Below are 25094 nucleotides of genomic sequence, written 5' to 3' on the forward strand. Positions count from 1 at the left end.
TCAACGACGGCATTTCGCCCGTTGCAGCTGAGGAAAACTTTAAAATACTGTCCGGGATTAGTTGACCACTACACAGATCTCGTTACATAAACGCCGCAGGTTCTCAACTTCATTATCGTCAATAGAGATAAAAATCACGCCGTCTTCACGCAACAGATTGCGCGCCAGATACAGGCGCGGGTACATCATATTTAACCAGTTGGTGTGGAACCGGCCTTGGTTGTCGCCGTTGGCGCTGGTAAATTTGCGTCCGGCGCTGTCTTTTAATCCGGCGTATTGCAGGTAGGTATCGAGGCTTTCACTGAAGTTATCCGGGTAAATAAATTCCTTGCCGGTATTGTAGGGCGGGTCGATGTAAATCATCTTGACCGCACCGTAGTAGCTTTTTTGCAGCAGCTTCAGTACTTCGAGGTTGTCACCTTCAATAAACAGGTTGTTGCTGGTGTCGAAATCGACGGATTCTTCCCGGCAGGGTTTCAGTGCTGCCAGACTGGGTTGCTGGATTACTTTTAAACAGTCGCGTTTTCCCGGCCATTCCATGCCGTAACGTTCGCGGCGGTTGTCGTATACGTCACTGAATGTCCCCAGTTCGGCTTTCAGGCGTTCAAAGTCGATGGTTTGTACCAGTTCGCCGTTGTGATTACGGGTTTCGGTGAATACGCTGGGAAACAGTTGTTTTAAGGCTTGCCGACGCTGTTTACTGATGTTTAACGAATGGCCGTCCAGTTGGGTGGATATTGATGCTGGATGTTCAGTTTTCATTGCTTGTTGTTTCCGTTGGCTGCCGGGTACAACGGCAGGTTCAGTTGCTGCTAGAAGCTGTATTTACGCGGGTGTTGTTGGCGGCAGGTGTTGCCAATATTGCTGGTTATCCATCTGGCCTGCAAAGTCGTTAATCAGCGGGGTCAGCTGTAGCATGGCTTGCAGGTCGTTGGCAGCATGGTGGTAGGCTTTGGCGCGTCCCTGATTGAGGATGTCGTTGATCAGGGCTCGATAACAGAGTGTACAGGCCAGCCACTGTTGCTGTTGGTGGAAGTGGTTAAGCCAGTCAAGCAGGCCGGGGTAGACGGTGTTGCTGGTTTCGTTGGCTCGCTGGCGCAGCAGTTCGGCGGCCAGCGCGGTATTGTAGATAAGTAAACAGATGCCAACTGCATCTTCCAGGCGCGCCGCTGCGCGGGCGTGTTGTTCTGCTTGTGGTTGCAGTTGTTGGTACTGTTCCGGGGTAGCCAGTTGCAGGTACGAGTTAAGGCAATAAACGCTGGGTTGTTGCAGCCAGTATTGTGCCCGTTCAAATTGTTTCAGCGTTAGCGTTATGGCGGCGTTAACCAGACGGACCATTTGCGGGTTGTTGGGTTGTGGGCTGCCAATCAGTACGGCTTTTTCTATCAGGTTGTACTCTTGCAGCGCCATGCCGACACAATCGAGACCTATAGAGGTCAGTCTGCCGGTTTTGTTATAACCAGTTGATTGGATTGGTCTGGCGGCAGCGCGAGCGTCTTGTTCAAATTGCCAGGCCAGTTGCCGCAGTTCTTCGTGGTTTAGCAGTTGATTGGCGTTGGGCAGCAGGTTGTCGAAGCAGCCGTAGTGGTTGTGGTTAAACCAGTACAGTACTGCGTCTTTCCAGAGCCGGGCGTCTTGCTGATGTTGGCGCAGTTCAGTAGCCAATGATAACCAGAAGGCTCTGGCCTGCTCAAAGGCTTTGCTCAGATCACCATTCGAGTCGTCAATGAACGAATACAAATGATCCGTCAGGTTCATTATGTCTTCGGTCAGTTGCAGGGCCTGGGGCAAGCAGGTGGGCCGGGGCAATTGGTCGATGGCCTTAAGCTGTTGCAGTAGTTGCTGGTCTTCTGATAAGCCGGTGGGGTAACCGTTTGAGTGGAAATCCGGCATTTGTTGCAGCTGTTGAATGGCGGCGCGAATTTTGCCGATTTGTGCTGGGGGTTTCAGTAAGTTTTGCTGAAATCTTACTACCATGTCTGTTACTTCAGCCGCTATTGCTTCATCTGCTTCAACCAGGTGTTTGAGAATATGGATCAGCTGGGCTTTTGGCAGTTTGCTGATGTGTTTTGATACATTCATGGCTGGTAGTTGTCCTTGCTGGCAGCCCAAATGGTGAGTTTGAGTTCTCCATCGGTCAGGTGGTATTCGGGTTCGCGGTCACTGAGAGCCATGCTGTTTTTAATGATTTTTGGCACGCCTTCACCTCGGCGTTCGATCAGGGCCTGGCGATCGGTTGCTGCACGGGCGGTGTAGTAACGGCTGAGCAGGTTAACCAGGGCTTCGTTGCGGGTGACGGTGTTTTCCATCAGGCCGTCGAGGGTCAGGCTATTGGGCAGGTCGCCAGGGCTGAACAGTTCTAGTCGGTCGGTAAACATATGCAGGCGGATACGGCGGCCTGTCATGGAGTAGTCGCGGTGTGCTGCGGCGTTGACGATGGCTTCAAATACTGCACCGAGGTCATATTGGGGAATATCCACTCGGCCTATGGACTTGGCGGCGGCAGTGCGCATGTTGCGGCGGACAAAGTCAAAAGCGGCATTGATTTGCTGATCGAGCGGGCCGATTTGGTCCTGGGCATCCAGCTGGTCGTTGGCATCACGTTCACTGCCAGAGTAGGCCACACATTGAATATAGGCGTTGCTGAGCCATTGGGTTGGGTCGACAGTGAGTAATAGCACGCCACTGAGTGACAAGCCGATCTGTTCGGGAAAGAATTCGTCGCTGGCGCTCAGGTGCAGTTTATGAAATTGCTGTTGTTCCGGGGTGCCGCGGCGTAAAAAACGCTGTTTCAGACTGCTGTCTATGTCTTGCAGGCTGGTGCCAGTTACAAGAGTTTCGTCAAATCGTATCAGTCGGGATTGTGAGCGTTGTTGAAACAGTCGGGCTAGGATTTCCGGTTTCATTTCCTGTTTGGTGGAGCCAATGCGCTGGTAGTAACGCCCGGCGCTCTGGTGTACGGCGATGCTGCGGGGAATTTCAATATAAATAACGGTTTTCAGGACGCCAGCCCGATTGGGTAGCTGTAACAAACGGGTGTGGATTCGTACCGGTGGTTCAATTTTTTGTTGGCTGATGTTGACGATCCATTCTTCGGTGCTAGCGACCTGGTCGTCATTGATGCCTTCGACGTCGCGGGTTTTGTCATTGACTCCCAGCACCATGCGTCCCCCCATGGCGTTGGCAAAAGCGGCCAATTCGTGGGCCATTTTGTCTTTGTTGGGGCTGATCGGTCGGTTGCCTGCAAATTCAACGGCCTTGAATTCGATACTGGAGTCTTCACCCAGTCGAATGTAGTACAGTAAGTCTTTGGCCAGTTGTTCTCGGCTGATCATGATGTTTCCGATTCAATATATGGATGGTTGCCAGGGGCGGTGATTAGCCCAGTTCCCACTCGAGTGTGAATAGTATGGTTACTTCGCTGGTCAGTGCCAGTTTTTCGCTGACTTCGTCGAGTAGTTCATCTTCTTGCTGTTCAATCTGTTTTTTTGCCTGGTGGTATTCGGTCAGGGCATCATCTCGTTGACGTTCCAGCTTACGCAGGGCTTTTTTGGCTTTGATTTTTTCTGTGGTGGAGGCCAGTTGGCGGTTTTCTTTTCTGCAGCTGGCGATCTGTTCGTCCAGCTCTTTGGCGGTTTGCATCAGTGCGGCGCGTTTATCTTCTGCCCAGCGTTCCAGTTTGGTGCTTTCCTGTTCGAGGTATTGATCGAGTTGCTGTTCAGTTTGCAGGGTTTTTTCTTCGAGCACTTGTGCTGTCCACTCAGCGAAATACTGTTGGTGTACGGCTTGGCTTGGTGCGGTTGTCGTTGCTGTGGTTGTTGTCGCAGGGACACGCATCAGGTGTGCGGCGGTTTGTAGGCTAAGACGGTGGCCAGCGTCTGTTTGAGCCAATACCAGGAGGTGGTTTTCGACACTCTTTCCCTTGTTGTAATGGAAGACAATGTTGATGACCTGAAGTATGCCGTGCTGGCCAATCCAGGGTTTTAAGTCGGCGTATTGACCTTCCATCTGGTCGTATTGAAATTTCAGCCTGGCTAATGTTAGTTGGCGTTGTTTGGCCTGACGTACCAAGTCCCAGGCGAGGTAGTGTTCATTGGCTTGTAACCGGAAAAATTCGGAGCTATTTTCTTGCGCTTGTGTCCAGCTTAAATCATAACGTTTGCCCAGATGGTTAAAGTGATTACGATTGATGTCGGCATCGGGCAGTTCGGCTTTGGCGAGATCCAGCAGTACCTGTTCGTATTCCCGCAGAAAGTCGTTGCTTTCGTCGCGTCGGGTTTTCAGAGTGGTGACCACATCTCGGTCAAAGTGGTTGAGCAGTGATAAACGGGCGGTTTCTTCTCTGATCTCCAGAATGGATTTCATGTCTTCTTGCAGGCGGTTGAACTCGGTTTCTATTGCTTCGTCGCTGCGGCATTTTTGGTAGATTTCAAAAATACGTTTTTCTATATCAATGCTGTTGGATATGGCTCCAAGAATTTCATCGGATGCGCCGAAGACGCCTTCAAACAAATTCAGTTTTTCATTGAGTAACTGAAATACTCGCTGGTCGGCAGGATTTTTGCGATTGACGAAGTTGACGACAACAACGTCGTTTTTTTGTCCATATCGATGCACCCGGCCGATGCGTTGCTCTACTTTTTGTGGGTTCCATGGCAGGTCGTAGTTGACCAGTACCGAACAGAACTGCAGGTTTATCCCTTCGCCACCGGCTTCGGTGGAAATCAGCACGCTGGCCTGGTCGCTTTGAAAGTGTTCGACGATGGCGGCTTTCATATCGGCGGTTTTGGAACCACTGATGCGAGCTGACCCTTGGTGTCGTTTTTTCCAACGCTGATGGACTGCTTTGGAGTTAGGGTCGTTATTAGTGCCGTTAAGCAGCACGGTTTGGCCGCGATAACCATTGGCTTCGAGCAGTTTTTGCAGATACTGCTGGGTTCGGCAAGATTCGGTGAAAACAACGGCCTTGCGTTGGCCGCCGAGGTTTTCGGTGAAGTCCATCGCTTGTTGTAGGACGGCCAGCAGGGCGTCGCCTTTAGCGTTGGTGGTGATGTTGGTGGCCAGCTGCTGAAAATCTTGTAACCGTTCAATTTCGACGGTCAGTTTTTTTGCTTTGGTTTGAGCATTAGTGTCCAGCGTCGATGATGGATCGGTGAGGTCGTCACTGTCGTTACTCGAAAAGTCTTGGTCGAGCCAGTCGTCGGCCTCTTCCAGGTCCGTTAGTACGCGTTCATCAATGGCTTCGGTCTGCTCCATGGTCAGCCGTTTGATCATGTGTTCAAGGGTACCTGAGATGGCAAATGATGAGGATGCCAGTATTTTGCGTAAGCCCATGCAAACCAGTTGTCGAGCCTGAGGTGCAATCGCGAGTGTGCTGGTATCTCTGAGGTAGTCGGAAAAATCTTGATACAGGCGCCACTCGTCTTCTGCAGGAGTGAAGTCCTGGGTCATTGAATAGCGTCGGGTAAAGTTGATGCCGCCTTCTTGCTGTACTTGGCGTCGCAAGGTGCGATGACACAGTGGCTGTATACGTTGTTTCAGGTCTTCCAGGGCGGTTTTGTCCTGGCGGCGGTTGGCGTAGGCAAGACGGAATGATTTTTCATCACCAAAATAATGTTCGTCAATGACTTTGCTCAGGCCATACAGTTCCATTAGGTTGTTCTGGATGGGGGTGGCTGACAGCAATATACGGCTTTCGGCTGTTACTGTGGCGGCAACGATGTCTTTGGCGCGTTGATTGCCGCGCTTTTGGTAAAGATTACGTAGCTTGTGGGCTTCGTCGAAGACGACCAGGTTCCAGCAGATGAGCTGGCTCAGGTGCTTTTGCCGAGCCAGGTATTCGTAGGAAACGATGACGATTTTGTCGACGTGTTGGAGCGGATTGGATAGCCCTTTTTTTTTCAGGCCTTTGGCAATGTTGCTGTCGATGATGATGGAAGGTAATTCAAATTTGTCTTGCAGCTCTTGTGACCACTGTTTGCGTAGGGATGCTGGAACGACTAGCAAGATGTTACGTTTTTGCTCGGCCCATTTTTGAGCGATGACCAGGCTGGCTTCAATGGTTTTACCTAAGCCAACTTCATCGGCTAGCAATACGCCTTTTTCCAATGGTGACTTGAGTGCGAAGCAAGCGGCCTCTACTTGATGGGGGTTCATGTCGACTCGAGAGGAGGCAACAGTCTGTGAAATACGGTTTTGCTGGTTGGTTGATTGCGTCAGCCAATAGGCGAAGTAGGTACCCTGATGCTCGCTAAAGAGGGAGTGAGAGCCGGAGTTTTCTTGCTGGTTTTGGCTACTGGTTTCCATAACTGAATCAATATCCGTTGCGACTGCGAGGTGTACTGGTTGATGTGACCATAACCGATATTGATCGAAATCCGGGAAAAACAAAACCCCGTCAGATGACTCTGAGCGGGGTTTTTTTATGGTTGCCACAGAGGATTATTTTACCGCTGTTTGCCACTCAGGTTTGTAATCACGTTTGCCGGTCACCTGTTCAAAGTACATGCTTTGCAGCTGTTCCGTGATCGGGCCACGATGTCCGGCGCCAATAACCCGGCCATCCAGGCTTTGAATCGGCAGTACTTCGGCGGCGGTGCCGGTAAAGAAAGCTTCATCGGCAATGTAGACTTCGTCGCGGGTGATGCGTTTTTCACGCACCTCGTAACCCAGGTTACGGGCGAATTCCATAATGGTGCGGCGGGTAATGCCGTCCAGGCAGGAAGTCAGTTCCGGGGTATAGATCACCTTGTCTTTGACCAGGAAGACGTTTTCGCCAGAGCCTTCAGCGACGTAGCCTTCGTTGTCGAGCAACAAGGCTTCTTCACAGCCGCTGTCGAGGGCTTCGCGCAGGGCCAGCATCGAGTTCATGTAATTGCCGTTGGCCTTGGCCTTGCACATGGTGATGTTGACGTGATGGCGAGTGTAGCTGGAGGTGCGGATTTTGATGCCTTGGGTTTTGGCATCTTCGCCCATGTAGGCGGGCCATTCCCAGGCTGCGACCATCAGGTGCACGCGCAGGTTGTCAGCACGCAGGCCCATGCCTTCGGAACCGAGGAAAACCATCGGGCGAATATAAGCACTGTCGAGGTTGTTTTCACGTACGGCGGCGCGTTGGGCTTCGTTAACTTCTGCTTTGCTGTATGGCATTTTCAGCCCGAGGATGTGAGCAGAGTTAAACAGGCGGTCGGTATGCTCCTTCAGGCGAAAAATCGCCGCACCCTCGTCTGTGTTATAAGCCCGCACACCTTCGAAAACGCCCATGCCGTAGTGCAGGGTATGAGTCAGAACGTGGACTTTGGCGTCACGCCAGTTTACCAACTCGCCGTCTAGCCAGATCAGACCATCACGGTCAGACATGGAAGGTTGCATAAGGACCTCTCAAAAAATGTAAATTAGTTTTCTATCCAGAGTTTCCACAGTCGGGTCACACCCTCGCGGCGCTCGTCGAAGCCAAGTTGTTGGCTCTGCGTTTGGTCCAGAATCAGGTTTGTGTTCTGCAGCGCGCGCCGGTGGGTTTCGGCTCGGTAGGTCAGGTAGGTTTCCTGCAGGGTCTGACGATCTTGTGAATCGAGCAGGCCGACTGTTTCAAACGAATCCAACAAACGCATGTTGTCGGTTACCGCTAACAGATCTGGATATTGGTGTGACCAGGCCAGAACCCCGTATTGAACCAGAAACTCGATGTCAACAATACCCCCGGCATCCTGTTTGAGGTGGAATTTATCGGCAGATTTTTCTGCCATGCCCAAGTTCTCGCGCATTTTCTTGCGCATGGAACGGACTTCTTCTTTCAGAGTGGGCAATGGCCGTGGTTGTGCCAGCGTCTGGCGACGGATCTGATTGTAAGCGGCGGCCAGTTCCGGGTTGCCGCACAGCACGCGAGCGCGCACCAGCGCCTGATGTTCCCAGGTCCAGGCATGGTGGGCCTGGTATTCTTCAAAGGCCTTGAGCGAGGCGACAATCATGCCGGAGTTGCCGGACGGGCGCAGGCGCATATCGACCTCATAGAGATCACCGGAGCGGGTCTGGGTGGTGAGAATATGGATCATGCGCTGACCCATGCGGGTGTAGAACACGTTGTTGTCGATACTGCGTTGCCCCGCTGCCGGGCTGGCCTGGGTGCTGCCCATATTCCAGCTGTTGTGCAGAAAAACCAGGTCGAGGTCGGAGCTATAGCTCATTTCCAGACCACCGACCTTGCCGTAGCCGACGATGATAAATTCCGGCTCGGTGACGGCATCGCCCTGGCGGTTGGCCGGGTAGCCGTATTTGTTGGTCATTTGTTGCCAGGCCAGCTGCATGACATTGTCGAGTACGACTTCGGCTATCCAGGTGAGGTAGTCGGAAATGTGCATCAGCGGCAGAGCATTCATCACTTCACCTGCCGCGGCTCGGAGTTTGTGAGCGTGCACAAACTGGCGCAGGGCTTCCATTTGTTGTTCGAGGTCGTCCTGGTCGATACGTAACAGTCGCAGTTGCAGTTCTTCTTGTAATTCGTGACGTTGCGGACGGTGGTAGAGCGTGGCGGGGTTGAGCAATTCATCCAGTAGCAACGGCATCTGGGTGATGTAGTGTGCGACCCACTCCGAGGCGCCGCACAGCTGTACCAGCTGGGTACGGGCCTGGGGGTTTTCTTTCAGTAGCACCAGATAAGCGGTTCGACGCAGGACGGCTTCCAGCAGGGGAATCAGTCGCTGTAAGGTGTTCAGTGGCTCCGGGCACTGGCTCAAATCGTACAGCAGTTGCGGCATCAGGGTTTCCAGCCGGTCGTGGCCGATGGCCTGCATGCTGCTTACGGCGCGGGAGTGGCGGAAGTTGGCCAGACATTGGCTGAATTCGGTAGTCAGCATGACTGGGCAATGGTGGCTCAGATGGGTATGGGCTTCATCTGCCAGATCACCGTGCCAGACGTCGACCCAGACGTGGTCATTGCTGTCGTTAGGTTGTTCGTCATCGTCATTGCAGACGATATTGGCAAAGTGGTGTTTGACATGGCTGCGATGCAGGCTGAGCTGTTGTTCAACGGCGTCCCAATGGTCGCAATCCAGCGCCAGAGCGATGCGGTCCTGGGCTTCAGCCTCGGTGGGAAGTTGCTGGGTCTGCTCATCATTGAGGGCTTGCAGGGCGTGTTCGACGTCGCGTAAATACAGATAGGCATCACGCAATTCATGGGCGGCATCGGCGGGTAGATAGCCATCGTCGATCAGTATATTGAGCAATGGCACCAGTGCGCGTTGTTGCAGTTGTTTTTCCTGGCCGCCACGAATCAATTGGAATGCCTGGACGATAAATTCCACTTCGCGAATGCCACCCGGCCCAAGCTTGACGTTGTCGTCGAGGCGACGACGACGCACTTCGGCGTTGATCATGGCTTTCATCGAGCGCAGGGATTCAAAGGCGCTGTAATCGATGTACACCCGATAGGTAAAGGGCCGCAGAATGGCCAGCAGCTCCTGTGCCGCCGGAGTGTCTTCACCGGTCAGAATTCGGGCCTTGACCATGGCGTAGCGTTCCCAGTCACGACCCTGGTTCTGGTAATACTCTTCGAGGGAGTCGAAGTTCATCACCAGAGGGCCGCTCTGGCCATAAGGGCGCAAGCGCATATCGGTACGAAAAACAAAACCGTCGATGGTGTGTTTATCCAATGCCCCGATCAGCTTTTGGCCCAGTTTGACAAAATACTCCTGGTTGCTGATGGATTTTTTGCCGTTGGTCTGGCCGGATTCCGGGTAACTGAAAATCAGATCGATATCGGAGCTGAGATTCAGCTCGTAGGCACCGAGTTTCCCCATGCCCAGTACCAGTAATGACTGCGGCTGGCCGGATGCCTTACCCATGGGAGCGCCGTACCGTTGCTGCAATTGCTGCTCAAAATACCGGATGCTCTGGCAAATCACTTCATCGGCAAGGTCGGATACCGTGCGGGTAGTGGTGAGGGTATCGGCGAGGCGCAGCAGATCGCGCCAGATGGTTTGCACCATGACCCGGCGGCGTAATATACGCAGGCGGTGTAACCATTGCTCTTCACTGATACCGGTTGTCGGTACCGGTTCGGCTTCTTGCCCGCTGTGCTCGTTCAGGTCGTGCAGCCACTGTCCAATGTCCGCCCGGCTTACCGGCTGGCTGAGCTGATTGCTTTGCAGTTGCTGGACAAAGTAGTCGCTGTCTTTTGGTAGCGCATCAACCACGTACTGGCTGACCAGCAAGACCTTGCGCAGTTGTTGTTGCTGTTGCGGCGGCAGGGATTGCCAAAGGCTGGGCCAGTCGAAATCGAAGCGGGCACCGGTGTCCGTCAGTTGGTGATTGATTTGTTGCCAGCGGTGTTCGAGCCGTTCCGTCATGATGGTAGGTATCCGTTTGTTTTTTCCAAGTGTAAGCGCTCTGTGGAATGGATGCATGGGGACGGCGAATTTTGGCCAGGAATAAGATGCTGTCAATTACGTGACATCCGGTGTTGCCCGGACGTTGTGCGACCGATATATCGGCCAAGGGCAGGCACCGGCTGTTAGACTTCTGGTCATAGTGTTTGGGCCATGCCAGCGCGTGGTCAATTTTTGTATTTACAGACCGGATGATTGTCATTGTTATGACTGGTAAAACTCCCAACAAGCCTGCGCGGGGCAAAACAGACGGCAGTTCGAAAGCAACGCCTGCCAAGCCTGCCTCGAAAGCCGCCAAACCGACTTCCAAAGCCACTTCAGCGTCTTCAAAGCCTGCTCCAAAAAAGCCTGCCCCAAAAAAGCCAGCATCACGGACCAGGGCCGTGGATAACAGTGCCAGGGCGGGCTCAAAACCCAAAGCCGCTGCAACGACCAAAACTGCCAAGCCGTCTCCCAAGCGTGCCCAAGCGCCGAAAAAACACACCACGGCCAAAAAAGCGCCAACGGCCAAGAAAGCCTCAACGTCGGGGGCCGGTAAACCGTCACGCTGGCGTACTGCCTGGCGCATCAGCTGGCAGCTGGGGCTGGTTGGTATGCTGGTACTGGGTGTCTGGATGGTGTTTCTGGATGCTCAGGTACAGCAACAGTTTGATGGCAAAAAATGGACCTTGCCTGCCCGGGTATATGCCCGGCCACTGCTGTTATACCCCGGTCGCTTGTTGCCGCCGGCACAGTTACAGGCGGAACTGGAGTGGACGGATTATCAGTCCGGGGCCGTGTCTCGCCCGGGCCGCTATCAGCAGCAAGGATCCCGCTGGCGAATTCATCGTCGCCAGGTGAATTTCTGGGACGGGCCGCAACCGCAGGCGGTGATTGAGCTGACGCTGGTGGATCAGCGGGTCGAACAGTTGTCGGTAAATGGCAAGGCGGTGCCGCTGGTCCGGCTGGAGCCGCAATACGTTGGCGGTATCTTCCCGTCCCATAACGAAGATCGTGAACTGGTGACACTGGATCAGGTGCCCAGCGATCTGTTGGCTGCGCTGGTGGTAACGGAAGACAACCACTTTTTTGAACATCATGGTATTTCATTACGAGGCATTAGCCGGGCGCTGGTGGCCAATATTCAAGCCGGTGGTGTTGTGCAGGGTGGCTCGACACTGACACAACAGCTGGTCAAAAACTTTTTTTTAACCAGTGAGCGCACCTTGATGCGCAAGGCGCAGGAAGCCTTGATGGCGATTCTGCTGGAGCTGCATCACAGCAAGGCCGAGATTCTGCAAGCCTACCTGAATGAAGTGTATCTGGGGCAAGCGGGTCGCCGGGCCATTCATGGTATTGGTCTGGCCTCCCGCTTTTATTTTGGTAAACCGGTACAAGAGCTGGAGCTGGCAGAAATCGCCACCCTGGTTGGACTGGTGAAAGGAGCGTCTTATTATAATCCGCGGCGACATCCACAACGGGCGCTAGAACGTCGTAACCTGGTGTTGGGGTTAATGGCCAAACAAGGGCTGATTGGGCAGGACCGTTACCTGGAAGTCAGCCGTCAGCCGCTGCGTACCGCCGACAGCCAGCGGGTCAGTCAGCGTGAGTATCCTGCATTTTTGGAGCGGGTGCGCAAACAGCTACAAGAAGATTACCGCCGCGAGGATTTGGAAACCGAAGGGCTGAATATCTTCACGACGCTGGACCCCTGGATTCAGCATGCACTGGAAGTGTCGGCCACGACCCAGCTCGACCGGCTTGAAGCCCGTTATCCGGCGCTGGCAGGCAAGCTGGAAACGGCGGCCGTGATTACCAGTGTGGATGGGGCCGAGATACGTGCCATGATCGGCGGGCGGCAAGCGGGTTATTTTGGTTTCAACCGGGCGCTGGATGCACGTCGATCGATCGGTTCGCTGGCCAAACCGGTGGTCTATCTGGCGGCGTTGCGCAGTGGCCGTTACCACTGGGGCACTTTGGTGGATGACAGCCCGGTACAGGTGACGGGGCAGGATGGCCAACTCTGGCAGCCGCAAAACTACGATGGCAAAAGCCATGGTTTGGTGCCGATGGTGGATGCCCTGAGCCATTCCTATAACCAGGCCACAGCGCGTATTGGTATGCGAGTGGGTCTGGAGCAGGTGGCCCGGACGTTTAATGATCTTGGCCTGCAACAAGAGGTGCCGCCGTATCCATCGGTGCTGTTGGGGTCGCAGGAATTATCACCACTGGAAGTGGCCGGGGTTTATCAAACGCTGGCTGCGCGAGGGTTTGTGATGCCATTGCGGGCGGTAGAGGCGGTAGCAACGGCCAGTGGCAAGACCTTGTCGTCGTACGCGATACATGGGCATCAGGGCGTCGCAGCAGAACAGGTCGACTGGTTGCGCTACGGGCTTGAGCAAGTGGTGAACGATGGCACGGCGAAAAAATTATTAACCCGGTTTGCTGGCCCGCTGGCGGGTAAAACCGGCACCAGTGATCAGCAACGGGATGCCTGGTTTGCCGGTTTTGATAACCGTCATCTGGGCGTCGTCTGGGTTGGTCGGGACGACAACCAACCGATGCCGCTGGCGGGCAGCTCAGCGGCATTACCTATCTGGCAGCAAACCTTTGCTCAGGCTGGTGTTGAGCCACTGTTACCCACTGGTTTGCCATCGGTGGTAGTGGATGCGGATGGACAGATTCTGGAAGACGGTTGTGACGGGCGTTCCATGCCGATGCCGATCAGTGCCATCAAACAGGTACCAAAACCTTGCCAAACGGTGAGTAAACCCACAGAAGGAGAGCGGAAAGGATGGCTGGATTGGTTGTTTTGAATGTAAAGCAGCGCATCGAGTGGCTGGCGGTAGTACTACTGCTCGCAGGCTTGGCTGGTTGTAGCAGTACACAGGTGATGGCACCGGATACCACCACCGCACCCGCGGCCAATGAGGAGACGGTTTGGCAAGCCGGTGGCCTGGCGACACTGGATCAGGGCCAGCATCATCCGGCAGTGAGTGCGCTATTAAAACAGGCAGAGCAGGCACGGCAGGGCGGTAACTGGCCGAAGACCATGAGTTATCTGGATCAGGCGCGCCAGATCCAGCCACGGAATGCGGCTATTTTTTATCGTCAGGGCTGGGTGAGCTGGCAAATGCATCGGCCGGAAGAAGCAGAGCAATTATTGCGGCGTGGGTTGTTGTTCAGTCGTGACAAGGGATTGAGCCAGCGTATCCGGTGGTTGCTGGTGGATGTACTGGAAGATCAGGGCAAGCAGGCTGAAGCGGCACAATTAAGGGCGGATTTGATGCAAGGATAAACGGAATAAACAGAGCGCAGCGGGTCGGCGCTCTGTTTATTCCATGGCGGTGCATGTGTTTGACGGTGTGCCTAGGACGGTGTGGCCTTGTTGTCTGATCCGCGCTTGGCCATCTGATAAGACAACGGCTGAGCGTTATGCAGCGCGATCAATGCCAGCGTCAGTCCAGCCATTTGAACCACAGGATCGGTGGTGGACTGGGTGGCCTGTCCTGAGCACAGCAGCAGCCAGGCAATCACCGGAAAGTACGCCCGTTGCCAGCTGCGTTTGCCGCCATCCGTCAGATCGGTCTGGCGTAATGCCGAGAGTATCCAGGGCAATAGCAGCGTGACCAGGCCGATAATCAGTGTCGCAATCAGTACCCATTCGAGGACGTTGCTGCGGCGCGTCAGCTCGAACACCACACACCAGCCCAAGAAAATCCGGCCCCAGATCTGGCGATTCCAGTTATAACCCAGGCGTTCGGCCAGATGACTGGATACCAGCATCGGCAACGCGGCGTACAAGCTCAGCTGCTGCATCAGCAGGGCGGTATGTTGCACCCCGTCGCTGGTTAGCCAGGCGGTCAGTAACGAGGTGATACCATAACCCACCAAAATCAATCCGGCGGTAAAACGCCCAGCCGCCGAGCCTGGCCATTGGCGCGACGTTGCCGGACGGTTCTGCCAGCTTGATACCAGCGCGGCAGCGAGCAGACAGAGAGCGGCCAGGATCATCACAGTGCAGCCATAACCTTGTCGGCGGCAGCAATGGTGTACTCGATGTCGGCTTCAGTATGAGCCAGTGACATAAAGCCTGCTTCGAACGCCGATGGCGCGAGATACACCCCTTGCTCCAGCATGCCATGGAAGAATTTGCCGAAGCGGTCGGCATCACACTGGTCGGCGACCTGACGGAAGTTCTCGACCTTGTCCAGTTCCGTAAAGAACAGGCCAAACATGGAGCCGGCCTTGTTAAAGGTGAATGGAATCTGGTGCTTGATTGCCGCGGCCTTGAAGCCATCCAGCATCTGGTCGACGCGGGCGGTCAGTTGCTCATAGACGCCGTCATGCTGGATTTCTTTCAGCATCGCCAGACCGGCGGCCATGGCCAAAGGGTTACCAGACAGTGTTCCGGCCTGATAGACAGGCCCCAGTGGAGCCAGGCATTCCATAATGGCGCGCTTGCCACCAAAGGCACCGACGGGTAAACCGCCGCCGATCACTTTACCCAGGCAGGTCATGTCCGGAACGATGTCGTAATAGGCTTGTGCGCCGCCAAGGGCGACCCGGAAACCACTCATGACTTCGTCAAAGATCAGCACGATACCGTGCACATCACACAGCTCTCGCAGCCCTTGCAAAAAGGATTTGGCCGGTGGGATGCAGTTCATGTTGCCTGCGACGGGTTCGATAATGACACAAGCGATCTGATCACCCATACGGGAGAAGCACTCACGCACGCTGTCGAGATTGTTGTAGTCCAGTGTGATGGTATGTTCTGCCACGGAAGCCGGGACGCCAGGGGACGTGGGCACGCCCAGCGTCATCATGCCGGAACCGGCCTTGACCAGCAGCGAGTCTGAGTGGCCGTGATAGCAACCTTCGAACTTCACCAGCTTGTCGCGGCCGGTGTAGCCACGGGCGAGGCGAATGGCACTCATGGTGGCTTCGGTACCGGAATTGACCATGCGCACCATATCCATTGATGGAATCAGTTTGCACACTTCGCTGGCCATATCGTTTTCAATCGCGGTTGGAGCACCAAAACTCAGCCCCATTCCCATGCGGGCAGTGATTGCCTCAAGAATCTGCGGCGCACTGTGGCCCAGAATCATCGGCCCCCAGGAGCCAACATAGTCGACGTAGCGGTTGTCGTCGGCATCGTAGACATAAGCGCCCTTGGCGTGATCGAAAAAAATTGGCGTGCCACCGACACCCTTGAAGGCGCGTACCGGGGAATTGACGCCACCGGGGATATGCTGCTGGGCGGATGCAAACAGGGCCTGTGATTTGGTCGTGCTATAGCTCATGGAGTTCTCTCTTGAATCTGTTTGTTTCGGTACGGGGCACCGCAATGGCCGGTATCGTTACTGTGCGTCCAGGCCCTGATCAGCGCCTGGACAGACTATTTAAACGGCCTGTTAAAACGGCCTGACCACTACCAGAATGACGATCGCAATCAATACAAAGACGGGCAGTTCGTTAAACCAGCGGTACCATACATGGCTGCGATGGTTTTGATCCTGTTTGAACATCTGGTTCAGCTTGCCGCAATACAGGTGATAGCCGACCAGCAGGACAACCAGCGCCAGCTTGGCGTGTAACCAGCCACTTTGCAGGTAGTAAGCAGGATTAAAGCTGATCAGCCAGGTGCCCAGGGCGATGACTACCACCATCGAAGGCCACATGATGCCACGATAGAGTTTGCGTTCCATGATCTTGAAGCGCTCGCGGGAGGCTGTGTCTTCCGCCGCCGCATGGTAGACGTACAGGCGCGGCAAATAGAAAATACCGGCGAACCAGGTGATCACGGCGATAATATGGAAAGCCTTGACCCAAAGCATAAATAACATCCTGAATGGTGTTTTGAATGACGTTGCAGCACCGCTGTCGCGGCACTGCTAGCGGATAATTTGTGGCCGGTAACGATAGTGGCGTTCGATCATGGCTCGCGATACCAGACCAACACAAGGCCCAGGGCCTTTACGTGAATCCGGATCGCGACGATACACCGCCAGCCAGTGTAAGTCATGAGTCTGCATATGATCGAGAGCATCCTGCAGATTGGCTTTAAGGGCAATCCGGCCAACGCTGAAACGCTCGGCAGGTATGCCAAGCAGGTCGATATCGGCTGGCAATGAGGACTCCTCGGCAATACTGCCGACGTTACTGCTTTCCTGGCTATCGATAAATTCGGCCAGCTCAGCGGGCGGCAAAATGGTCTGCTCGTCTTCAATATAAAGCCAATCGGTCTGTTGGTCGATCAGATGTCGAGCGGCCTGCAGGCTGATATGACGAGCGCTGATTGCAAGGGATCGGCTCAAGGCTTCTGCTACCCAGGTACTGCGCAACATCATCTGGACCGGATGCGGTGGCTGATACAGGCCATTATTGCCCAGCTGGACCTGGAAAATGGAAGGCAGCCGGAATACTTCACCGGCGACCAGAGTGGCAATCACAATGGCCAGCATGCCAGGCATGATAATGTGTGGATTGGCGGTCAGCTCCAGCAACGCAATTAACGCCGCCAGCGGGGCTCGCAGTACCGCACCCATCATGGCACCCATGCCCAGCATGACGTAAAAACCGATTTCGACCGGATAGTCCGGCATCCAGAACAAGGACAGCTTGCCCAAAATACCTCCGGCCAAGGCTCCCATAAACATCGTTGGACCAATCAGACCGGCAGGAAATCCGACTGCCGAGGCCCACGCAGCCAATACCAGCTTGCCAGCCAATAAGCCGAGGCACAGCCCGATCGCGACATTACCCGCCAGAGCGGCATTCACGGTGTCGTAGCCGATCCCCAGAATGCCCGGCAGCCACCAGGCAATGGCGGCAGTGGTGAGGGTCAGGCCCCCCCAGCGAACCCAGAGCGGGCTGGGTGCCAGTGCCTGAAAGCGTTGGGTCAGGGTAATAAACCCGGTGGCCAGCAAGCCACAAGTCAGACCGAGGGCGACCACATAAGGCAGTTCAATCAGGGAGTGCATGGCCAGTGGTGGAACATCAAAGGCGGTGGCACTGCCAAACACGACCTGACTGATTACCGCCCCGGCAACCGACGCCAGAATAATAGGAATAAAGCCGCGCAGGTTGTATTCCAGCAACACCACTTCCATGGCAAAAATCACCCCGGCCATTGGCGTATTAAAAGACGCCGCAATGGCACTGGCCACACCTGCTCCGGCCAGAATCCTGAGACGATGGTGGGCAACCCCGGCAGCTTGCCCTAACTGACTGGCGGTTCCGGCGCCCATATGAATCGCCGGGCCTTCACGACCGACGCTGTGACCACTGAGCAGCGCAATGGCGGCAGCCAGCCATTGCAGTACCAGATTGGCGGCGGGCATATAACCCTGATGGCGTTCCATACGCATCAAGACATGGGTGACGCCAACGCTGCGTTGTGCCGGGGAGAGGGGTTGGAACAGCAGGATCAGCAGCAGGCCGCCGCCAAGCAACAAGGCAACCCGGGTGATGGCACTGAGTGCCTCGTAGTCATCTTCGCTGGCCATCGGTAGGAATATTTCCAGCGGCCAGGCAATGGCAAGGCGAAACAGGGTAATGACCAGTGCTGCAGCGATGCCTGCCAGCAGCGCCAACAGCGCGAGACCCAGCGGATTATCGGATAACGTCAGGTGTTGTAGCCATTGCTGGCTGCGAGTTTTCAGTAGCAAACCAAACCTCTGTGTTTGCAAGGAATGTGCAACGTGACTGGAAGGAGTATCAAGAAGCGGTATTATAAGCGGCTTCGGGATGAACTGCCCCCGCTTATGGCAGGAAATGGTTTAAACAGAGGTAATCGCGTGATCAAAGTAGGTATTGTTGGTGGCACCGGCTATACAGGTGTGGAATTGCTACGCATTCTGGTCAACCATCCGGACGTTGAGTTGCGCGTAATTACATCCCGAAGTGAAGACGGTACTCCGGTTGCCGATATGTATCCCAACCTGCGCGGCCATACCGATCTGACGTTCAGCGTGCCGGATACCGCAACGCTGGGAGCCTGCGATGTGGTCTTTTTTGCCACTCCGCATGGAGTTGCCCATTCATTGGCGGCAGAGATTCTGGCCACCGGAACGCGCGTTATCGACTTGTCGGCTGATTTTCGTATTCAGGATGCCGACGAATGGGAGGCATGGTATGGCCAGCCCCACGGCGCTCGTGAGCTATTGCCGGAAGCCGTATATGGCTTGCCAGAAGTCAAACGTGATGAGATTCGTAACGCGCGACTGATTGCCGTGCCAGGCTGCTACCCGACCGCGGTGCAACTGGGGTATTTACCGCTGCTGGAAAACAACCTGCTGCCGGAACAAACACTGATTGCCGATTGCAAGTCAGGGGTGTCCGGTGCCGGTCGTGGGGCCAAGGTCGGGTCGCTGTTATGCGAAACCAGTGAGTCGGTCATGGCTTACGGGGTTGCCGGGCATCGTCATTTGCCGGAAATCCGTCAGGGCTTGTCCTGGTTTGCTGGCAAGCCGGTGGCACTGACCTTTGTGCCACACCTGATGCCGATGGTGCGGGGAATTCATTCGACGTTATACGCTTTTGCTCCCGATCTGGATGCCAGTGTGGACCTGCAGGCACTGTATGAAGCCCGTTATGCCAATGAGCCATTTGTGGATGTGATGCCAGCGGGCAGCCATCCGGCGACACGTAGCGTGAAGGGCAGCAACGTCTGTCGTATTGCGATCCACCGTCATGCCGATACTGGCCAAATCGTGGTGCTGTCGGTGATCGATAATCTGGTCAAGGGTGCCTCTGGGCAGGCGGTACAAAATATGAACCTGATGTTTGGTCTGGACGAAGCGGCCGGTCTGAATCACGTTGCATTGATGCCGTGATTGATTCCATGGCGATTATCGAGGATTCATCATGCCTTTGAAACCAGGAGCTGCCGTAAAGGGCAGCTCGCAAGATGAGCTGGTTATTTTATCCCTTGAGCACCCAGGACGTGCTCCCCGTCCTCGATTCTGGATACTGATCCTGTTGGTATTCGTCGCTGCAGGTGGTTTTGCCGCGGGCTGGGTGGGCAGTTATCGTTTGCTGGACTCGTTGCAGACCGAGCGGGATCAGTTGTTGCGTGACCTGTCGCGTAATGAGCAAACGATTACTGAGTTGACCCAGCATGTGGGTATTCTCGAAAAAGGCGGGGAAGTTGATCGCTATGCCGCTGACTCGGTGCGTGGCTCAATCCGCAGTCTGGAGCAGCAGGTCGATGATCTGGAACGGGATGTGGCTTTCTACAAGAGCATTATGGACCCGGATGCCGTTGAAAAAGGCTTGAAGATTCATGGTCTGGTTTTCGACAGTCTGGGAGAAAGCCGGTACCGCTATCAGCTGATGCTGACCCAGGTGGCTGACAACGGCAATCCGGTTGCCGGAACAGCAACCGTCAATGTGGTTGGTAAAAACAGCCAGGGTGGCAGGCAAACAGTGTCATTGAATCAACTGGATTCTGGGTTTACGGGGCGTTTCCGTTTCCGCTACTTCCAGGAATTGTCCGGTGAGCTGGTATTACCGGACGGCTTTGTCCCCCAAACCGTGAATGTTGTCGCCCAGCCAACGGGTAAAAAATCCCGTCGTGTTGAACAAACCTATGATTGGACTCTATAAAGGAACCCCTGCATGTTTAATTCAAAAGACAAAAGTGGCAACAGCTCCAACGTTCAGTACGACACGCTGATTTCTTCCAAAACGGCCATTACCGGTGATATCCATTTCTCCGGTGGTTTGCATGTGGATGGTGTTATCAAAGGTAATCTGATTGCAGAAGCCGGTAGCAGTGCGGTGGTCCGGGTCAGTAACAAGGGCCGGGTAGAAGGGCAGATACATGCACCGAATATCATTATCAATGGCCCTGTTGTTGGCGATATACACGCTGGGGAATACATCGAGCTGGCGAAAGACGCGCAAGTCACTGGGGATGTGTACTACCAGATGATGGAAATGGTGTTGGGGGCATCGGTCAATGGCCAGCTGAAGCACCAGACTGCCGATGCGCCGGCCAAAAAAGGCAAAGCCACCGCGGCGACAGCGGTTAAAGTTGACTAAAATAGTCAGGTAATCGCATAATGATGTTATTTCCAGACTGAGCCAGAGTCCCGCCATGAATGCTGTCGTATCTGCTGACCCTATCGAATTGACCCCGGCTGCTGAAGCCAAGGTGAGAGAGCTGCTGATTGATGAGGCTGACGACCAGCTGTGTCTGAGAGTGTTTGTTACCGGTGGTGGCTGTTCCGGGTTTCAGTATGGCTTCACGTTTGATGATGAGCGGGCAGAAGATGATTTCTTCATCGAGCGTGAGAACATGCGTGTGCTGGTGGACTCTCTGAGTTACGGTTATTTGACGGGATCGGTGATCGACTATCAGGAAGGCCTGGAAGGCTCTCGCTTTGTGGTTAACAATCCCGCTGCCACGGCAACCTGTGGCTGTGGTTCGTCCTTTTCTGTCTAGACCCATTGTAGCCACTACTCACACGGGATAGTGGCTGTTTCAGGCTGGGTAAATCGCACCCAGTATACGTGGGCCTCTGGCTCCTGTGACCCCCGGCAGGTTGCCCGGCAACGAGTCCAGCGTCTGCTTTGCCAGCCAGGCAAAGGCCGCGGCTTCTATCCACCCCGGGTGAATCCCTGCCGTTGCAGTACTGCGCAGCTGGTGGTTGGGTAAATGAGCGGCGAGTCGATCGATCAGGCTGCGATTATGCAAACCACCACCGCATATCAATAATTCCCCTTGAGCGTGACCAAACTGTTGTACTGCGAGCGCGATGCTGCGGGCCGTCCATTCAGTCAGTGTGGCCAGTGCATCCGCCGCTTTCATGGTTCGCAGCGGTATTTCCAGCCGTGGTAGTGAAAACTGCTCTCGACCTGTACTTTTGGGAGGAGGAGCTGTAAAAAACGCAGCCGCCAGCCAGTCGTCAACCAGGGCCTGGTCTGCCTGGCCACTGGCGGCGATCTCGCCATTGTGGTCGCAGGGTAGGTTCAAGTAGCGCTGGCAGTATTCATCCATCAGGGCATTGCCTGGGCCGGTATCAAAGCCGAGGGTGTGAGCACCCTTGAGTATGGTCAGGTTGGCGATACCGCCGATATTCAGCACCATGCGTTGTTGGTCTGGTTGCTCGAAGACCAGTTGATGGAACGCTGGCACCAGTGGCGCACCGTGCCCGCCAGCGGCGACATCCCGGCGACGGAAGTCAGCAACACAGCAGATACCGCTATGCTCGGCAATCCAGGAAGGATCGCCAATTTGCCAGGTAAAACCATCCGGCTGGCTTTGATGTCTGAGTGTGTGACCATGGCTGCCAATTGCACAAACATCAGCCGCTGCGACATCGTACTGTTTCAGCAACTGTTGGATAACGGCAACACTGGCTGTCGCAATAAAGCGATCAAGGTGCATGATTTCATTAACTGGCAGCTGGTCTGCCAATGCCGAGTGCCTGAGCCATTGCTGTTTGTCCGCAGGATAAGGCAGAGACGCAAACCCCAGGGTAGAAAAACCGTTGTGATCACTGCGAGTCAGCACAGCGTCCATACTGTCAGCGCTGGTGCCTGACATTAAGCCGATAAAGATCCGCTCCGGAGTAGACGGCATCATTGAATCATACTGACGCGATAGCCATCCAGCCAGGTCAGCATGGCGTGGGCTTTTTTGAGAAATGCCGGCTTGTCTGCCGCGGCAATGGATTGGGCTTTGGGCAGTTTGACGCGTAACGAATCCCTGTGCACTCCATCGACCCGGAACTCATAATGAAGATGCGGCCCGGTGGCGAGACCAGTGCTGCCGACGTAACCGATGATTTGCCCTTGTTTGACGGATCGGCCCCGGCGCACACTGCGGTGAAAACTGTTCATGTGGGCGTAGAGTGTCTGGTAGCGTGTGCCATGTTGCAAAATAACCACGTTGCCATAGCCTCCCTTGCGTCCGGCAAAAATGATTTTGCCATCACCGGCAGCCTTGATCGGAGTACCTGTTGCGGCGGCATAATCGGTGCCTTTATGGGCCCGAATGGTGTTCAGAACCGGGTGTCTGCGGCCAAGATTAAAGCGTGAGCTGATACGGGCGAAGTCGATAGGGTTGCGCAAGAACTCTTTTCTCATGCTGAGCCCTTCCGGGGTGTAGTAGTTGGCGTTGCCGTCCTTGTCTTCGTAGCGTATGGCGGTGATCTCTCTGCCCTGGTTAACAAAGCGGGCTGCCAGAATATCGCCATTGCCAATCTGCTCGCCATCGAGAAAGACATCTTCGTAAATCAGGCTGAAGTGGTCCCCGGTGCGGATATCCAGTGCAAAGTCGATATCCCAGCCAAAAATACCGGCCAGTTCGATCAGGATTTTTTCCGGTACGCCAGCCCGTTCACCGTCGAGGAACAACGAATTATTAATGGTTGCGCTGGCAAAATGGGGAATGTACTCGGCATCGCGCTCGATCAGCTGATAATTGACCGCACCATCATCAGCCCGGTCGATACGGTGGCGGGCCAGTGGCGATAATGGAATTTCCAGTGCCTTGACGCGGCCGTCCCAATTTCTCTCCCAGCGTACTTCTTGCCCGGGGTAAAGCTGAATCGCCTCTTTCGGCACCTTGCTGGCAATCGTAACCACATCGGCAGCGCTCAGATTGTTGCGGCTGAACAATGTGGACAGGCTATCGCCGGACTTTACCTTGTCCTGTTCCCACTTTACTTCCGGTTCCGCTGCCTGAATGGTGGCTTCGGGGAGAGCAACTTTAAGACTGGTAACTTGACGAGCATTACCTGAAGGCCAAAGCAGAATCAAGAGAATAAGGATGGATGCGATAATGACGCCGGCCAGGTGAGTGGCTGGAAAATATTGGAATCTGCTTGGCTCAGCCATAACGGGTAAATAGTTCCTGAAACGAGAAAACGAGCGAATATCTGCATATTAGCGACTGAGGGCATTTTAACCAGTGTGCTTGATTTTGCACATCGATCAGGTATTTTCATTTTCCCTATTTATCAGACACCTCTAGAGTATGTCATGACAGCTGCATTGATCGAAGATTTGAAAGCCCGTGGATTGCTAAACCAGGCGACCGCAGATGAAGAACTGATTCAACATCTCGAATCTGGCATGCGTACACTTTATTGTGGATTCGATCCAACAGCAGATAGTCTGCATATTGGTAGCTTGGTTCCCCTGTTGATGCTGAAACGTTTCCAACTTGCGGGGCATCGCCCATTTGCGTTGGTTGGTGGGGCTACCGGCCTGATCGGTGATCCCAGTTTCAAAGCGCAGGAACGCAAATTGAACGGACCTGACGTCGTTGCTGGCTGGGTAGAAAAACTGAAAGCCCAGGTCAGTCAGTTTATCGATTTTGACTGCGGCGACAACAGTGCCGATGTTGTGAATAACCTCGATTGGGTCGGGGATATGACAATACTCGACTTCTTGCGGGATGTGGGGAAGCACTTCTCCGTCAACAACATGATTCAGAAAGAGTCCGTCAAGCAGCGCCTTGATCGCGAAGGGGCTGGTATCTCTTTCACTGAATTCACCTATATGTTGCTACAGTCCTTCGATTTTGCCGAGTTGGCCAACCGTGGGAACTGCACGCTGCAGATCGGTGGTTCAGATCAGTGGGGTAACATCGTTGGTGGTGTTGATCTTGCCCGCCGTATGTTTGGCAAATCGGTCTTCGGCCTGACCATGCCATTGGTAACCAAGTCGGACGGTACCAAGTTCGGCAAGACAGAAAGCGGCACGATCTGGCTGGATGCCAGTAAAACCTCTCCTTACGCCTTTTATCAGTTCTGGCTTAATACCGCCGACGCCGACGCCTATAAATTCCTGCGTTACTTCACCTTTCTCCCGGTTGCACAAATAGCGGAGATTGAGGCTGCGGATGCTGAGATCCAGGGACGTAAAACAGCGCAGCCGATTCTGGCCGATGAAGTGACCCGCCTGGTTCACGGTGATGCGGCGCTGGCTTCAGCCAAACGTATTACCGAAGCCCTGTTTGCTGGTGACGTTTCGCTGTTGTCTGAAGCGGAGCTGGAGCAAATCAAACTGGATGGCTTGCCTGCCAGTGACCTTGATCTGGCAGCAATTACAGAAACCCCACTAACAACCCTGCTGACAGACTGCGGGATGGCCAGTGCCGGGCGGGAAGTCAAAGATGCTCTTGGACGCCAGGCTGTACTTGTTAATGGTGAAGCGAAGGGAGCGGCAGACAATATGAAAACAGCGGAGTGCTTTGCGGCCGATAAAGCACTTTATGGGCGTTTCTTCCTGGTGAAACTGGGGAAAAAGAAATACCACCTGTTTGAACAAAAATAAGTGTGGAAAAATGTTGACCTCTTGGGTGGTATCTTTATAATGCGCCGCTCTCGAGACAACAACGCCACCAGGTGTTGCAGTTGAAAGAAAGGGGTTGACACTCTAAAGAATATCTCTAGAATGCGCGCTCCTCTCCAAGCAATAGATCTTATGGGTCGAAGCGGAAGAGAAATAAAGGGTTGACATTCTGGCTAAGCAATATAGAATGCGCCCTCCGATTTGAGGTGAAAGCGCAACGCGCTGGCCTCATCGGAAAGATTGAAAGAAAGTGGTTGACATTGAGATTAAGTTCTGTAAAATGCGCAGCCCGCTTCGAGATAAACGAAGCACGCTCTTTAACAAAGTATTTAGACAATTACGTGTGGGTGCTTACTGAGATGATCTGAAGTCAAGATTATCAAGAAGTAAGAACTCGTCGATAATTCATTTACGTGA

The 25094-nt window shown here is 54.2% G+C and carries 19 protein-coding genes; 7 read left to right on the forward strand and 12 right to left on the reverse strand.

Annotation, left to right across the window (positions count from 1 at the left end):
- Positions 1-57: 57 nt before the first annotated feature.
- From Q8W22_RS15780 to glnE, 6 genes are all read right to left on the reverse strand, one after another.
- Complete coding sequence (locus Q8W22_RS15780) at positions 58-762, reverse strand: DNA methyltransferase (RefSeq protein WP_305453027.1); 705 nt, start codon at positions 760-762, stop codon at positions 58-60.
- Between the two features lie 63 nt (positions 763-825).
- Entirely contained in the window at positions 826-2082 is a 1257-nt protein-coding gene (locus tag Q8W22_RS15785; RefSeq protein ID WP_305453028.1) for a DUF6880 family protein, read from the reverse strand.
- Positions 2079-3335 carry an RNA-binding domain-containing protein gene (locus tag Q8W22_RS15790; protein WP_305453030.1) on the reverse strand — a complete coding sequence of 419 codons (1257 nt, stop codon included), beginning with the start codon at positions 3333-3335 and terminating at the stop codon, positions 2079-2081. Before Q8W22_RS15790 ends, Q8W22_RS15785 begins: the two co-directional genes overlap by 4 nt.
- 43 nt (positions 3336-3378) lie before the next feature.
- Positions 3379-6306 (reverse strand): SNF2-related protein, encoded by a 2928-nt coding sequence (locus tag Q8W22_RS15795; RefSeq protein ID WP_305453032.1) that lies wholly within the window; start codon positions 6304-6306, stop codon positions 3379-3381.
- 135 nt (positions 6307-6441) lie between these two features.
- Positions 6442-7371, reverse strand: a complete 930-nt coding sequence (locus Q8W22_RS15800) for a branched-chain amino acid transaminase (protein WP_303431370.1) — start codon at positions 7369-7371, stop codon at positions 6442-6444.
- Positions 7372-7394: 23 nt separating this feature from the next.
- Positions 7395-10343: a bifunctional [glutamate--ammonia ligase]-adenylyl-L-tyrosine phosphorylase/[glutamate--ammonia-ligase] adenylyltransferase gene (gene glnE, locus Q8W22_RS15805; protein ID WP_305453033.1), complete on the reverse strand. Its 2949-nt coding sequence runs from the start codon at positions 10341-10343 to the stop codon at positions 7395-7397.
- Positions 10344-10765: 422 nt separating this feature from the next.
- Between glnE and mrcB the strand changes: the two genes are divergently transcribed.
- Positions 10766-13177 carry a penicillin-binding protein 1B gene (gene mrcB / locus Q8W22_RS15810; RefSeq protein WP_305453035.1) on the forward strand — a complete coding sequence of 804 codons (2412 nt, stop codon included), beginning with the start codon at positions 10766-10768 and terminating at the stop codon, positions 13175-13177.
- Positions 13156-13659, forward strand: coding sequence for a M48 family metallopeptidase (locus Q8W22_RS15815; protein WP_305453037.1), 504 nt, complete (start codon positions 13156-13158; stop codon positions 13657-13659). The genes mrcB and Q8W22_RS15815 overlap by 22 nt, the downstream gene beginning before the upstream one ends.
- Positions 13660-13730: 71 nt before the next feature.
- Here Q8W22_RS15815 and Q8W22_RS15820 read toward each other — a convergent pair whose 3' ends face one another.
- The 4 genes from Q8W22_RS15820 to Q8W22_RS15835 all read right to left on the reverse strand — a co-directional run bounded on the left by Q8W22_RS15820 (position 13731) and on the right by Q8W22_RS15835 (position 18037).
- The gene (locus tag Q8W22_RS15820) at positions 13731-14378 is read right to left on the reverse strand and encodes a hypothetical protein (RefSeq protein WP_303431374.1); all 648 of its coding nucleotides are present in this window, start codon (positions 14376-14378) and stop codon (positions 13731-13733) included.
- On the reverse strand, positions 14375-15670 hold the full coding sequence (hemL, locus tag Q8W22_RS15825; RefSeq protein ID WP_303431375.1) for a glutamate-1-semialdehyde 2,1-aminomutase: 1296 nt from the start codon (positions 15668-15670) through the stop codon (positions 14375-14377). The genes Q8W22_RS15820 and hemL overlap by 4 nt, the downstream gene beginning before the upstream one ends.
- Before the next feature lie 111 nt (positions 15671-15781).
- Positions 15782-16204, reverse strand: a complete 423-nt coding sequence (gene hemJ / locus Q8W22_RS15830) for a protoporphyrinogen oxidase HemJ (protein WP_303431376.1) — start codon at positions 16202-16204, stop codon at positions 15782-15784.
- Positions 16205-16261: 57 nt separating this feature from the next.
- On the reverse strand, positions 16262-18037 hold the full coding sequence (locus Q8W22_RS15835) for a chloride channel protein (protein WP_305453038.1): 1776 nt from the start codon (positions 18035-18037) through the stop codon (positions 16262-16264).
- A gap of 129 nt (positions 18038-18166) precedes the next feature.
- Here Q8W22_RS15835 and argC point away from each other — a divergent pair, with 129 nt between their 5' ends.
- The 4 genes from argC to erpA are packed head-to-tail and all read left to right on the forward strand — an operon-like array spanning position 18167 to position 20817.
- Positions 18167-19204 (forward strand): N-acetyl-gamma-glutamyl-phosphate reductase, encoded by a 1038-nt coding sequence (argC, locus tag Q8W22_RS15840; protein ID WP_303431378.1) that lies wholly within the window; start codon positions 18167-18169, stop codon positions 19202-19204.
- A gap of 31 nt (positions 19205-19235) precedes the next feature.
- Entirely contained in the window at positions 19236-19976 is a 741-nt protein-coding gene (locus tag Q8W22_RS15845) for a DUF6776 family protein (protein WP_303431380.1), read from the forward strand.
- A 12-nt stretch (positions 19977-19988) separates the two neighbouring features.
- Entirely contained in the window at positions 19989-20414 is a 426-nt protein-coding gene (locus tag Q8W22_RS15850; protein ID WP_303431382.1) for a polymer-forming cytoskeletal protein, read from the forward strand.
- Positions 20415-20469: 55 nt separating this feature from the next.
- Positions 20470-20817 (forward strand): iron-sulfur cluster insertion protein ErpA, encoded by a 348-nt coding sequence (gene erpA / locus Q8W22_RS15855; RefSeq protein WP_303431383.1) that lies wholly within the window; start codon positions 20470-20472, stop codon positions 20815-20817.
- Positions 20818-20856: 39 nt separating this feature from the next.
- On the opposite strand, the gene Q8W22_RS15860 is transcribed toward erpA, so the two are convergent.
- The gene (locus Q8W22_RS15860; RefSeq protein ID WP_305453039.1) at positions 20857-21960 is read right to left on the reverse strand and encodes an anhydro-N-acetylmuramic acid kinase; all 1104 of its coding nucleotides are present in this window, start codon (positions 21958-21960) and stop codon (positions 20857-20859) included.
- A complete protein-coding gene (locus Q8W22_RS15865) occupies positions 21957-23216 on the reverse strand; it encodes a peptidoglycan DD-metalloendopeptidase family protein (protein WP_305413699.1) in 1260 nt (419 codons plus the stop codon). The genes Q8W22_RS15860 and Q8W22_RS15865 overlap by 4 nt, the downstream gene beginning before the upstream one ends.
- 144 nt (positions 23217-23360) lie before the next feature.
- Here Q8W22_RS15865 and tyrS point away from each other — a divergent pair, with 144 nt between their 5' ends.
- The gene (gene tyrS / locus Q8W22_RS15870) at positions 23361-24659 is read left to right on the forward strand and encodes a tyrosine--tRNA ligase (RefSeq protein WP_305453040.1); all 1299 of its coding nucleotides are present in this window, start codon (positions 23361-23363) and stop codon (positions 24657-24659) included.
- The last annotated feature ends 435 nt before the right edge of the window (positions 24660-25094 follow it).

The sequence above is a fragment of the Oceanobacter sp. 1_MG-2023 genome, assembly GCF_030689025.1.
Lineage (GTDB): Bacteria > Pseudomonadota > Gammaproteobacteria > Pseudomonadales > Oceanobacteraceae > Oceanobacter.